Origin of the sequence: Bacteroides intestinalis (genome assembly GCF_003464595.1) — a bacterium.
Taxonomy (GTDB): Bacteria; Bacteroidota; Bacteroidia; order Bacteroidales; family Bacteroidaceae; genus Bacteroides; species Bacteroides intestinalis_A.
Genome location: NZ_QRZF01000025.1, coordinates 60,910 through 75,863 on the forward strand (window position 1 = coordinate 60,910; position 14,954 = coordinate 75,863).

The 14,954-nt window shown below is 35.3% G+C and carries 9 protein-coding genes; all 9 read left to right on the forward strand.

Annotated features, from left to right (window positions below; genetic code table 11):
* The first annotated feature begins 3 nt into the window (after window positions 1–3).
* Window positions 4–3,174, forward strand: a complete 3,171-nt coding sequence (locus DWW10_RS22995) for a SusC/RagA family TonB-linked outer membrane protein (protein WP_118421403.1) — start codon at window positions 4–6, stop codon at window positions 3,172–3,174.
* Between the two features lie 16 nt (window positions 3,175–3,190).
* A complete protein-coding gene (locus tag DWW10_RS23000) occupies window positions 3,191–4,738 on the forward strand; it encodes a RagB/SusD family nutrient uptake outer membrane protein (RefSeq protein ID WP_118222620.1) in 1,548 nt (515 codons plus the stop codon).
* A 27-nt stretch (window positions 4,739–4,765) separates the two neighbouring features.
* Window positions 4,766–5,452, forward strand: a complete 687-nt coding sequence (locus tag DWW10_RS23005) for a fasciclin domain-containing protein (RefSeq protein WP_118421402.1) — start codon at window positions 4,766–4,768, stop codon at window positions 5,450–5,452.
* A gap of 18 nt (window positions 5,453–5,470) precedes the next feature.
* Window positions 5,471–6,562: a hypothetical protein gene (locus tag DWW10_RS23010; protein WP_118421401.1), complete on the forward strand. Its 1,092-nt coding sequence runs from the start codon at window positions 5,471–5,473 to the stop codon at window positions 6,560–6,562.
* 68 nt (window positions 6,563–6,630) lie between these two features.
* Window positions 6,631–7,296 (forward strand): TonB-dependent receptor plug domain-containing protein, encoded by a 666-nt coding sequence (locus tag DWW10_RS23015; protein ID WP_007217516.1) that lies wholly within the window; start codon window positions 6,631–6,633, stop codon window positions 7,294–7,296.
* Window positions 7,297–7,409: 113 nt separating this feature from the next.
* Window positions 7,410–10,121, forward strand: coding sequence for a hypothetical protein (locus tag DWW10_RS23020; RefSeq protein ID WP_259320527.1), 2,712 nt, complete (start codon window positions 7,410–7,412; stop codon window positions 10,119–10,121).
* A gap of 26 nt (window positions 10,122–10,147) precedes the next feature.
* On the forward strand, window positions 10,148–11,137 hold the full coding sequence (locus DWW10_RS23025) for a hypothetical protein (protein WP_118421420.1): 990 nt from the start codon (window positions 10,148–10,150) through the stop codon (window positions 11,135–11,137).
* Window positions 11,138–11,234: 97 nt separating this feature from the next.
* Window positions 11,235–13,163 (forward strand): hypothetical protein, encoded by a 1,929-nt coding sequence (locus tag DWW10_RS23030; protein WP_147350489.1) that lies wholly within the window; start codon window positions 11,235–11,237, stop codon window positions 13,161–13,163.
* Window positions 13,164–13,177: 14 nt separating this feature from the next.
* Window positions 13,178–14,887 (forward strand): O-antigen ligase family protein, encoded by a 1,710-nt coding sequence (locus DWW10_RS23035; RefSeq protein ID WP_118421398.1) that lies wholly within the window; start codon window positions 13,178–13,180, stop codon window positions 14,885–14,887.
* Window positions 14,888–14,954: the final 67 nt, after the last annotated feature.

Consider the following 14,954-nt stretch of genomic DNA (forward strand, 5'->3'; position numbering starts at 1 on the left):
TTAATGAAAAAGAAAGAACACAAGTCCAAATCGCTATTCTGGCGATTATCATTAGTTCTATCAGCATTGATTTTGAGTACTAATATGATGGCTCAATCTATAACCCAGACTGGTGTTATTGTTGATCAGAATAATGAACCGATGATTGGTGTAACAGTACAAGTAAAAGGTGCAACGACTGGTGGCATCACGGATTTGGATGGTAACTTCTCCATCAAATGTAATAAAGGTGCCACATTAGTCTTCTCTTTTATGGGATACAAGACAGTGGAACATAAAGCGAGTGGTCAGAGAATGAGAATAGAAATGACTGAAGATGCTCAAGCTTTAGATGAAGTTGTTATTGTTGGCTTTGGTTCAATGAACAAAAAGCATATTACAGGCTCAATGACTTCAGTAGATTCTAAAATTCTGGAAGAGAAAAACTCTGTGAATGTCTTCGATGCATTACAAGGTGCAGCTCCCGGTATGCAAATTGTTTCAAATTCTGGAGCTCCCGGATCTTCGTCATTTGTATCTATTCGTGGTGCTTCCACTTTTAGTGATGAAGGCGTATCTCCATTGTATGTTGTAGACGGAGTAGTTGTAGATAATATCGACGATATCTCTGCGAATGATATCAAGCAGATTGATGTTATGAAAGATGCTGCTTCTTCCGCAATCTATGGTGCCCGTTCTGCCAATGGTGTAATATTGATTACAACTAAATCCGGTGAATCTGGTAAGCCACGTGTTGATGTACGCTATCAACATTCCTTTTATACAGTTGCACGTAAACTTCCTCAGGTTAATGCTTTTGAAAGTCGTTTGAGTATGGCTGCCACAGATTTAGATAATCCATCTAAGACTTTGGAAAAATTCTCTGCACGTACCGACTCCGTTGGTATGCAATACAGTACAAACTATTATTATCAAGATCTGTTATTCCGCACAGGTGGGCGTGATGATGCTAGTGTGCAGATTAGTGGTGGTTCTAAAGGTTTTAAGTACCGTGCATCTTTAAATTATATTGGTGAAAAAGGTGTTATATTGGAATCTGGAAACGATAAATATACAGCTAACATTAATGTTGATTATGAACCATGGAAAAACATCAAGTTTACAACTCGTGTTCGTTTAAGCTATAATAAGGTTAACAATATTAAAGAATCAGTCTTGCAGGATGCTATGCGTCGTGACCCTGATATGATTATTTGGTATCCGGACGGTGAATTAATTCCTTATTATTCTTCCGGTGGGCGTCGTAATCCTATTGCAGAGTTAAAGCAAAAGTTAGATGAGCGTTCAACTTATAGAGGAAACTTCTATCAAGGTGTAACCTGGACATTTACTCCTTGGTTAAGATTAGATGCTGATATCTCAGCAGATTATACATCTTATAGAAACTTGACATTCTCATCCAAGTATCTGGAAGGAAGTGATAACGGAAAAAATACGGGTGCAGATAGAAGTCAGCAGACCTGGAAATATGCAGGTGAAGCATATCTGAACTTTAATAAAACAATTGCTAAAGACCATTCTTTAAATGCAATGGTTGGTAGTAGCTTTGAAGTAAGTAATCAATTAGAATACAATATAGCTGGCTCTTTCTTCTTATCTGAAGATATTCATTACATGAATCTTGCCACAGTAAAGGATGTGAAAAATATCTATACAAGTGGTTGGGATGAGGCTATGGTTGGTGTTTTCGGACGTGTTGTATATAGTTGGAAAAGCCGCTACACCATAACTGGTAATCTTCGTTTTGACGGTTCTTCACGTTTCGGTAAGAATAATCGTTGGGGATCTTTCCCATCAGTTTCTGCTGCATGGCGTATTTCGGATGAACCATTTATGCGTTGGTCAAATAATGTTCTTACAGATGCAAAAGTTCGTGCCAGTTATGGTATTACCGGTAATGATAAGATTGGTCGTTATGAATCTCAGACTGTTTATACCGCAGGTTCTCAATATTATAATTCAGTAGGAGGTATAGTCCCTGCATCTAAGTATGGTAATCCGGATTTGAAATGGGAGCAAACCAAGCAGACAAATATTGGTTTGGATTTGAGCTTCTTAAATGGACGTATCATGTTTGTAGCTGATTATTATATAAAGAAAACAAGTGATCTACTTTCTGATTATAATCTTCCAAGTACTACCGGTTACGATAAGATGCGTGTAAACTTGGCAAGTATTGAGAATAAAGGTGTTGAATTATCTCTCACCACCACTCCGGTCAGAACACGGGATTTTAGTTGGAGTACAACAGTTAACTGGTGGAAAAATGATAATAAAATCCTAGATTTAGCTCGTGAAGATTATATCAGCAGTGCCTGGTTGATTGCAGCAGGAAAGCCTGCAGGTTTATTCTATGGTTACAAGAATTTGGGCGTATATGAGTATGATGCGAGCAATGCCTGGACTCAAGACTATAAGACTCGTTTAACTCCTGTCTTTAAGCGTGATGGTGATGGTAATGTCGTTATCGGTTTGAATGGTCAACCAACATTAGAAAAATATCTAAATTCTGATGGCAGTGAATATACCGGTAAAGTTGCCCAAATGACGGTGAATGGCGTGATAGCTGGTGGTGGTGATGTCATATGGTATAATAAGCCTAACGAAAATGGTGAATTGGATAATGTAATTAATTCTAATGATCAGACAGAATTAGGCAAAGCTACTCCGGATTGGTTTGGCTCTTGGGGAAATACTCTTACTTACAAAGATTTCTCTCTTTCATTTAATTTCTATGTTAGTTGGGGTGGTCAAGTTTGGAATGACTTGAAACGTTACTATTGCTCATGGGGAGGTAATACTCATAAGCAGACTCCTGAATATATTATGCAAGGATGGAAATATCCAGGTGAGATTACGGGTTGGTATGCACTGAATTCCAGACAACGTAAAACCAATAATCATTCTATGAGTTTGAGTGACCAATTCCTGGAAGATGCAACTTTTATTCGTTTACAATCCGTTCGTTTAAGTTATAATGTAAATCAAAGATTCTTGAATAAGACTCCGCTTCGTTCTGTGCAAGCATATATTTATGGTAATAACTTATTGACTTGGACAAATTATACCGGTTATGATCCTGAATTAAGTGGCGGTGTTTTGACACCTGGTAAGGACAGTTCCAAGTATCCTCGTAAGCGTGAATTTGGTATCGGATTTAATGTTGGATTTTAATTAAAAGGATAAGAAAATGAAGAAATATATTATTTTAGCTTTTACAAGCCTTTTAGCTTTAACAAGTTGTGAAAGCTTTTTGGATCGGTCACCTTTATCAGACTTATCTCCATCAAGTTATTTCAAAGACAAAGCTGAAATGAAAAACTGGAATGCGGGTATATATGATGCATTTCAAAGTGCTCTTTCGAAAAGACAAGTACTTTTCGGTGATGTTCGTTCTGATAATGTAACAGGTACGACTTATGAAGATTCAAAGATTTATATGAATGCTTTGATGTCTAATATTTCAGATACCAGTTGGGAACCTTTCTATACTTGCATCTCCAGATGTAATATTGGTATTCAGAAATATCCTACTATTCCCAATATCCTGGAGTCTGAATATGCCCCATATATTGGACAATGTTATGCAATGCGCGCTTACTTGTATTTCTGGGGAACCCGTGCTTGGGGTAAAATGCCTATCATAACAGAGCCATGGGATGGTTCTTTAAATAATATAGCTGTTCCCCGTTCCTCTCTGGAGAAAGTAAAAGAACAAATATTGTCTGATATAGAAAGTGCTATTGGATATTTCAATATTTCTGATACAAGTGACAAATTCTATTTAGGAAAAGATGCAATGTATGCTTTATTGACAGAAGTATACATGTGGTACAATGAATATCAGGAGGCATTGAAAGCTTCAGATCATTTCATAGATCATAAGACTCTGACATTATCGAATGGAGAAGTTGAATGGAAGAATATCTTTACCAATCCCTCAGGTTCCAAAGAAGTAGTTTTTGCTATGGCATGGAATTATGAAACAGATGGTGCTCTTGGAGGTTGGCCTCAACTTTTGGGAGCTAGTAATACCAATAATGGTTATAGAATGTCGCAACCTATTTTTGACGAATTCATTGATCGCTTACGTTCTGGCGAAGGTTCTGATGCTCGTTTCTGGAATACAATTGATACTGTCAAAGTATACTATAAAGCTTCTCGTGTACCTTTAACTTACGCCAGTTATACAGCCGGTGTAGAAAGTGTAAATAAATGCATCAAGTATAGTGATATTGATCCAGAACGTGAATATGATTCTGCTAACCAAGTATATAAATCATACTTTGCAATCAAAAATACAACGGATAGCGAATTTGCATTGGTAATGATGCGTATGGCGAATATCATGTTACTTCGTGCAGAGGCTTTGAACAAATTAAATAGAGGAGATGAAGCATTAAGTATCGTCAACGATATTCGTAGTCGTGTGGGCTATTTGAAAGATGCCAAGTTAGAAGTTTCCAGTGTCAATAATACGAATGAAGTGGAAAACCTTATTTTGCATGAAAGACAATTGGAGCTTTTTGGAGAAGGTTATCGCTGGTTCGACTTGATGCGCACAGGACGTTTAATAGAGGTGATGGATCCTATCTATTCTGCACGTCAGGAAGCTGCTAATGTAACAGTTACTGGTTTTGGTCATGAAGGTACTAAATATTGGCCTATTTACTATGGTGAGTTTGAGTCCAATAAAGCACTTGTTGGTGATCAAAATGCACCCTATACCGAACGTTAATTATGAACTATTTAAATGAAGCGAATAATGAAACTAAAATATTATAAAATAACATTAGCCTTATTGGTACTTCCTTTCCTATTCACCAGCTGTGAATTGTTGGGACTGGATTATCAAGATTCATATGACTATGATTATAATGAAGGCATGCCCAGTAATAAAATAGATATGTCTGCTTTTGAATTTATTCAATCTCGCACAGATATATTTTCTTTATTGGGAGAGGCTATTCTATATGCAGGAGTTGAAAATGAATTTAAGCGTAGTGGCGTTACCTATTTATTGCCTACAAATACGGCTTTTAATTCTGAAACAAGCACTGATTTAAGTTACTTTCAAACTCATAAATTGACTTATATCGATGATGAGACTGGAGAAGTGGTATCTTATGCGCCCATAAGTATGACTGCTTATCCGAAAGAGCAAGTAAAAGAGTTTTTGCTTTACCATATTGTACAAGGTAAGTATACCTTTACTAATCTGCCGGCAGAACCTACCTGGTTTGAAACAATGGCTCCTGCGGATACAGCTAAAGTAAACATGTATTTATTGAAAGACCGTAATCCTAACATTGTATTTAACAACTTTGATGGTCATTACAAATCTTCGATTAAACCACGTACTTCTAACTTGTACAACTCTGACGGATCATATATGCATGTATTGGATAGTTGGTTGGACCGTCCTACTAAAGAACAATTGAATATGAAATAACCTAAAAAGATTACGATTATGAAATATATTTATCAATTTTTCCTTGTCCTACTTTGCGCTTTCTCCTTTGCAAGCTGCGGTGATGATGATTTTATCGAAATAGACTCATTGAGTGCAGATGGAGATGAGTTCTATTGTAACCAGAAAGTGAAAGTATGGATGTGTGTACGCTCCAGTGATTTATGGCATACTAACTATGAGTGGGATTGTGATGCAGGTACATTGACTCAACCTCAAGGTTTAAATGAAATGACATGGAAGGCACCGAGTATTCCTGGTACCTATACGATTACTTGTCGTGCAAGTATCGGTGGTGAAACTCAAGTGCGTTCTCATAAAATGTATGTTTCCAGTTACTACTTTGATAAGTTTGAGAAAACTCCTCATTCCTTGTCTCTACAAAGTAATACTACCGGTACATTAAAGAAAGAAGCTGATGGTAACCAGTATCTACAGGCCAAAGTTAATTCAGCAGCAGAAGTAAATCGGTATGTGCGTCGTGCTTTTGGTGATAATACATTATATACTCCGTTTAGCACTCGTATGAAACTCGGTTTTGAATCTAATGTTCCTAATCTGCAAGAGATTAAAGTTGGAACCAAGACAGGCAAACCTATGTTGGAGTATCGCTGGAATTTGAGTTCTGACGCTTCTAATAATGGTGCTTATATTAATCAGATTCGTTTATTGTGGTATCCGGGAAAACTGAAAAGTGGAGAGGTTTATCCTGCCGTACCTAATGATGACGTAACGATTGAAGGAACTTCCGATTATAATGTACAGTTAATAGTACAATATACATCTACAGAAGGTAAGAAAACTACGTATAACGAATATCATAACCTGAATACGATGAATACATTTACAGCTAAGCTTTATCAGACAGTTTCTATGTCTGTAGACGAAAGTGAGGCACTCATTGTCCATGTAGCAGGTCAGGAAGTTTTAAAGAGTACCATTTTAAGTAATGCCCGTAGTATAAATGCTTGTGAAGGCCGTATGTCCATTAATAACTGGGAACTTTATCTTCCTAATGGTAATGGTGGAAAAGAAATTCCAGTATTGTATATTGATGATGCTTATGCTTCAAATACCGGTATTTTAGAATAATATTCATTAATCAAAAAGTATCTTAGGAGTCATTATACCCCTAAGGTACTTTTTTAATTCTTACGATTATGAAAAAACGATTATTTCTCGCATTGTGTACATCTCTGTTTATACTAACTGCCGTAGGGCAAGATTTTAGAGGAGTTATTGTTAATGCTAAACAACGACCTCTGAAAGGAATGAAGGTTTGGAAGAAAAATACTACAGAGAGTGTGAAGACTGACGAAATGGGAGTATTCTCCTTTTCCGGTTTAAAACCTACAGATACATTGGTAGTGTCTATATCAAAAAAGGAGGAAGCTGTTATTCCAATTGGTAAAATGTCACAAGCTTCTCTTAAAATAGAGAAGAAATTCTTTATATTATTTGATGGTCAAAAAGACGAAAAAAGGGAATATACCAAAATACTTCGTGCCAGTTATAATTCCAACGTACTGACTCGTGAGCAAATTCAGAAGCTATCAGCTAATAATATTTATGATTTGTTCAAAGGTGGAGCTATTCCGGGAGTAACTGTAAACGGAGATAAAATAACAATCAGAGGTGGAAGTTCATTCGATTTGGATAACGAACCTTTATTTGTTGTAGACGGAACTTTGTATGAAAGTAGCAGTGAAGTTGATGGAGTAGTCTCAATCAATGATATTGATAAAGTGGAAATTCAGAAAGACGGTGCAGCTTATGGCATGAAAGGAGCTAATGGTGTCATTGTTATCACTACAATTAAAAAATAGCATAATACATATCCACTATGAGGAACAGCCGAATACGTTATCTCCTAACTATATGGGTGACACTTTTTGTTAGCATATTTACATGCAATGCCCAGCAAATTGATACTGTTTATATGAATAAAATTGCTAGTTCATTTAAGCAAATCACCAATCTGCCGCAAGAAAAAGTATATCTGCATACAGATAAACCATATTATTTTGTAGGAGATACTATTTGGTTAAAAGCATATTTAGTGAATGCCATTACTCATTTTTCAGGAAATGGAAGTCAGTATGTATATGTAGAACTTATAAATCGCAAAGATAAAGTCTTGCAACGTATCAAAATTCAGCAAGATAAAGGCCTCTTTGCAAATTATCTCACCTTACCTAAAACATTGGAAGCGGGTGATTATTATCTTCGTGCATATACTCATTGGATGCTGAATGAAGATTCTTCTTTTTACTTTTCTAAGAATCTAAAAATATTAGCTTCTCAATCATCTTTTATGTATCCCGAAATTCGATATGTGCAGAAGGGTAAAAAGCGTATGGCAATTATTACATTCAAAAGGCCTGATAATGGTGTCTATGCAGGCAATTATGTGCATTACATGGTTCGTACTAAAACACATGAAAACAAATTTCGACAGCAACAAACTAATAAAAATGGAGAAATACAGATAGACATTCCGGAAAAAGAAGAAATAGAACAATATATCTATGTTGTACTGGAAGACAAACAATTAAAATATAAGCATACATTCTACGTTCCAGATGCTTTTGATTATCAAGTTGATTTCTTTCCGGAAGGAGGTAACCTGATAGGAGGTTGTACTCAAAAAATAGGCATAAAAGCTATAGATATAAATGGGAATTCTGTAGAGATAGCAGGTGATATTTTAAATAGTAATGGCGATACCATAACTCATTTTAAGAGTGTCTATGCCGGTATGGGTAATTTTATACTACCAGTTTCAATGGGTGAAAAATATAAGGCAATTGTTAGTACAACAGAAGGTGTAAAAAAAGAATTCTCATTACCGGAACCAGAAGCGAATAGGCTTGCTTTATCTATTACTGAACGTAATGGAGTCATACACTATACAATATTACATACTCCTCAGAAAAAGCTTTCAGAGAATTTGTATTTAGTAGCTCATATTCGTGGATTTCTTCTATTTATACAACCGATCGAAAAAGAACAAGGAGCTATCAGTTTACAATCCGTTCCGGAAGGCATACTGACTCTTACACTATTGGATGGAAACTATCTTCCGCATAGTGAACGTCTTGCTTTCGTTCGCCGGGAGAGTAATTCTGTTTGGAAACTGACTCCTGATAAATCATCTTATGATCCACGTTCCCCAGTTTATCTCGACATTCATTTATCTGACCTGTCAGGGCAACCTATAAAAGGCAATTTTTCATTAAGTGTTACTGATAATTATGCAATTGGATGTGATTCGATAGGAGATAATATTCTTTCTAATCTACTGTTAACATCTGATTTAAAAGGATATATTGAAACGCCTGGGTATTATTTTAAAAATAATTCCCAGCGACTAAAAGCTTGTCTGGATAATTTAATGTTGACACAGGGCTGGAGCCGATTTAATGTGGAAGATCTTTTAAAAAAACAGCGGACGAATCCGCAATATTTTATGGAAGTCGGACAGTTTGTTTCCGGTAAGGTATTGGATATCCGCAATAAGCCACTTGCTGGAAAACATGTGAATGTGTTTGTCAATAAACGCCCTTATCCTTCAATATATACAGATAGTAATGGAGTATTTCTTGTTGATAAGTTAAGTTATGCAGACACAGCCAGAGTGGAAGCACAAGTAATAGAGAAAGGAAAAATATTCCGTGCCAATATTCAAATAGACCGGGATTATTTTCCGGAAGCGACTAATGCCCACCCTTATATAAATATAAAATATCAGCACCAAAATGAATATATCGAGGAAATGCAATCTCCCTTTGTAAAAGAAGATGGTGTTTTAATGTTACGGCTTCCGGAAGTCGTAATCAATGCCAGAACTCTGGTGAAAGATCGTTTTTCTTCTTATAAAATGGACGATGAAGAAATGTTATCTCAACAAGATGCACGCACAGCACTTGATCTGGTAAAGAAAGTTCCAGGATTTCGAATTATCGATAATCGACCTTATATTAATCCTAAATACTCTCAACGTCCAGAGCATTTAATGTCTAATGATGTAAATAACCGAAATGCATTACGGCCGAAAGAAAAAATAGATTATGGCCGTACCGCACGTTTTATGTTAGATAACAGGACTGTTGGCTTTAATGTGCTTTCTCTTATCAATGCAGCAGATATTATTGGTGTACATAAAATAGATCCGGAAATTGATGCAGCTGTCAATATCACTCAAAATCTGAAATATTTGGAGGCGGCATATAATGAAGCATTTGAAAGCGGTGCTACTTTAGAAGAATTGGAAGAACTGGAAGTTGACAGGCAGCTTCAAAAAATGAAAGATGGATCTCAAAATATTTCCGGAGGATGTATTGTATTAACCTCTCGTACCGGTAATTTAGCAATTCCCAGTACTTCCCAGGGAGATACAGCTTTCCTGCTTGGTTTCAATCGATATAAGTCTTTTTATAGTCCTAAATATACAACTGATATTGAACGCCAATCTTCTGTATCGGATAATCGTACTACTATTTATTGGCAACCAAAACTTTTTACTGATGAAAATGGTAATGCTAATGTTCATTTTTATACCGCTGATCGTCTAAGTTATTATACTGTAGTTATTGAAGGTATAACAGATAAGGGGGCTCCTTGTCGGTATGAGTATTTATTAAAAAGATAATGTCACATCTTATAAATGATAAAACTATGAAACATATTAATTTATTTCTGATGTTGTGCGTACTTTGTATTGCCGTATACGGAATAAGTGCTTGTTCCAAAGAAGAGAATCATAAGCCAGATACGGATCAGTCTATTCCAGCTCCAGAGCCCGAACCTGACAATTACACATTGCAAGGAACTATGCAGGCTGCAGAACAATTAGTTGGGAAAAATTATTCTGAGATTCATAAGTATATGCGCTCTTACGGCTGGGATTATTCTGAACACCCCAATTCATCTGACAAAGATCACAATGACGGTATACATTGTGAGGTTGTATACGACAAAATCATACAACAATATGTTTTTAAATTTATCATTCATGCCAATGCAGAGATACTTGATGGTGATCGCGGAAAATTGGAAGACCGTCAACGTAATGAAATGAAAACACAAACAACTGCTGCTTGGTATAAATTGAATGGAAACTGGGACGAATGGCAACGCTTAGAATGGAAATTCCGTATTCCGAAAGATTTTAGACCTTCTACGAATTTCTGTCACATCCACCAACTAAAAGCGCAGGAAGGAAACAATGGTTCTCCACTGATAACGATTACTCCCCGCTGCAATAGCAATGGTAGTAATCGACGAATACAAGTTATTCATACAGGTGATAAAAGTGCCACTAATAAAGGTACAATAATAGACAATTTACCTCTATCAGACTTTGAGGATGAATGGATACAAGTAGAGACAGAAATGCACTATACCCATAATGGTTCATTTAGCATTAAGATGACACGTATCAGTGATGGAAAAATCCTAGTTAATAAATCGTTCTCTGATATAGACATGTGGAGAAAAGGTGCTATTAGTATTCGTAATAAATATGGCATTTATCGGAGCTTTGGCAGAAATATGGATGGTGTAGATGATCGCCCGACAAACGGAATAAAGGATGAAACTCTACAACTGGCTGATTTTAAAATCTACGAAAAGAATACAAACCCTAATCTGGAGAGTCATGATTAAAACTGTTTTATTTAGAAAGAGTATGCTATGAGTTTAGAAAGCTCAAAACTAAATATCCTCTTAGTTTTCAATTAAAAAAAATAATTAAATATTTACTATGAAATACATATTAATGCTTTTCATTGGAATTATACATATTTCATGTAATGAAGTAGATACTAAACTGGAAAGAGCTTTACTATTCAGTGGTGATAATTATGATGAATTAAAATATGTATTGGATTATTATTCAAAATCACCGAAAGATTCTTTGAAATTAAAAGCTGCAGAATTTTTAATAGCCAATATGCCAGGGCATTATTCATATTATGGAGAAACATTAGATGAATACTTAGATAGTATTCATCATTCTGTTACATTGCGCTCTTATCCTTGGCATTTGCGTAATATGTTCCTTATTCAGGCTTACCGGAATCCGAATATTTCTCATATAAAAGGAATTAGTAAAATAGAAGATATTCATTGTATATCCTCCAGCTATCTGATTGATAATATAGAAAAAGCCTTTTTTGCATGGCAAAAGCCATGGGCACGTCATATGGGATTTGATGATTTTTGTGAATATCTACTACCTTATAGAGTAGATAATGAACCGATTATGTGTTGGCGTGATTCTTTGAGCGGAGTCTTTGATGACGTTTTTAAGCGCATGGAAACAGTAGATGAACTTTTTGAGTCTCCTTATCAAGCCTGTCTTCAACTTAATACTCACCTAATGGAACTTTTTAAAGAAATGAAAGCTGATTCATTGACATTCATCCATTTACTAACAGGAAAAAAGGAGGCTGTAAAATTTGGTTGCCCAGAGTTCGTATACGCTGCTATTTTTGCTATGCGTAGTGTAGGTATTCCTGTTTCCATCGAAAGTATAGAACAATGGTCTTCTCGCCGTGGAAAGCATTATTGGAATGCAGTATATCACTTTACGGGGCTAAGTTATCCTTTTACTGGGTATGATTCACGTCCTCGTGGGTTGAATCAAGATTACAAGATGAACAAAGTATATCGCCACGTGTATGCCCTCAATTCCAGTGCATTAATTTATCAATCTCCACAAGAACCTATTCCACCTTTCTTTCAGAATGTCTTTTTAAAAGATGTAACAGAGGAATATATGGAATGTCATGATATTACCGTTCAACTAAATTCTTTACCAGAAGAAAAAAGGGAATATGCATATCTTTGTGTTTTCGATAATGAAATCTGGGTACCTGTTCATTGGGGAAAAATAAATAATCAGAAGGTTGCTTTTACAAAGGTAGGTCCACAAACCATGTTTATTGCAGGTTATTATATTGATGGAGAGATAATACCGGCTTCCAACCCTTTTCATGTTAATCTGGAGGGTAAAGTTGAATATATTATTCCCAATAATACTTACCAATCACTTTTAATAGAGCGTAAATATCCTTTATATCATCGTTTTGCTAATTATAGTCGCCACTTAATTGGAACTACCATTGAGGGATCCTCTTATCCGGATTTTCATCAATCTCGAATCATAGCTACCTTAACACATGATGCTAATACAATGTGGGACTCCATATTTATTACTTCTGCCCCAAGTATATATCGATATATACGTTTTAATCATATACAAAAAATAGAATTAGCAGAATTAGAATTTTATAGCTTCGGACAAAAGCAACCGCTTGTAGTGCATGATGTATTATTACCTCCTGAAGCCATTTCCGATAAGAAAGAATCGAAACTTTTTAATGGTTCAATAGGCGATTATACGCAAATTAGCCATTGGATTGGGTTCGATTTTGGGAAAGAAATCCATTTAGAAAAAATAAAGTTTTGTCCTCGTACCGATGATAATCATATCTCGTTGGGTGACACATACGAATTGTATATGTTTGATGATGGTGATTTCAGATTACTCAAACAGCAAGTTGCAGATGCGCATACTATTTCATTTGATTCAATTCCTTCTGAAGGATTGTATTTACTGAAAGACGCAACGAAAGGTAATGAGCATCGTATATTTACATATGTGAATAAGAAAACTTATTTCTGGTAAAAAGAGCAAAAGTTATGAATCTACAACACTACATACACTACATTATTTTAGGAATATTTATTATATTTCTTCCTCTATTTATGGATCACAAAGAAAATGTGATGATCTGCAATTACGGTATATTAGCATTTTCAGCATTCTCTGTCACGTTATTTTCAATCACAAACTTGTCAAAGAACTACCAAACAACCAAACTTGATATCTGTATTTGTTGTCTTTTTGCATGGATGCTGATTGATTCATTCTGGATAAATGATCGTGTCCTGTCAGACGAAAAATTAATTTTGATCATAACTTCATTTATTGTCTACTTTACTTCCAAGCTAACTACTTTATGGACAGAAAAAGTATTAGCGATTATAATAATGTTAGGAGGATTTCTTCAATCATTAATAGCTTGGTGTCAATGTTTTGAGGTTTTAGATTCTAATCATTTAGAATTTATGATGACTGGTAGTTTTTACAATCCAGCTCATTTAGGGGCGTATACCGGACTTTCTATTATATGTACTATTTATTTGTTATATGCTTATTATCAACGCATGAAATTCTATCGGTGCATAGTTTTATCTTTTCTGTTCCTCTCTATGTTTGGAGTACTTATACTTTCTTTTTCGCGTGCTTCTTGGGTTGCACTTTCCATAATTTTGCTACTTGTATTATGGAAGTATCATATCTTCAAATATAAAACATACTGTGGTATGGCTTTTCTTATTTTTATATCATTATTGCCACTTTTATATCAACTTAAAAAAGCCTCTGCAGATGGACGATTATTTATTTGGAATGTTAGCAAAGAGTTAGTTAGCTCTGCTCCGCTGCTTGGAAGAGGAGCAGACAGCTTTACTGCAGAGTATATGCTTGCACAAGCTGATTTCTTTGAGCGTTACCCGAATTCAGAATATAGGATGAATGCTACAGACAATGTACATGCTTTTAATGAATACCTACGTATTACTTGCGAATACGGCATAATAGGTTTATTATTTTTAGGAGTTATCTTATTTCTTGCTATAAAATCCAAAGGAAATACACTTATTAAATGGATGGTTGGCTATATCTGCATATTTGCTTGTTTTTCATATGTGGTTGAAGTATCAGCTCTTCTGATAGTATGTAGCATTTTTATGGGGAAATTATCTAACAACAGTCACATCCAATATACTTATCAGCATAATAGCCCATGGCCGATTGCGATATGTTTTTCAGGTATTATCCTTTTCTCATTGTTTAGGTGTCAACAAGAAAAATGTCTTTCGAATTATCTTTCTGCTTATACTGAAACAAAAGGAGAAGATGTAGAGCAAAAGTTACTTGCCAAATATCGTTCCAATCGATATAATCGTACTTTTGTTTTGAGATGCGCTCATCAATTATATAATTCAAAAAACTATATTGTTGCTCTGCCTTATTTGCAACAAGCTTTCTTGTTGAGTCCGGTCTCTGAAATCTGTATGGATTTAGGCAATTGCTTTTATTATCTGGAAGATTCTGAAAAAGCAGAATACTACCTTACAAAAGCTCATTATATGGTTCCATCTCATATCCTTCCACGTTACTATCTATTTAGAATATATGCAAAACAAGGTGATATTCAAAAAGCATACTCTTATGGAACAGCAATATTATCAGAAGAATTTAAAAAAGAAGGAAGTGTGGCAATGGAAGTAAAATATCGTATAAAAAAATATTTAGATGAAAATTTCAAGAATGCAATTAAATGATTGCAGCTTATTAATAAATTAATCTGATTATCCGTTTATGCACCTGTTATATTCGCAATTACTAGTC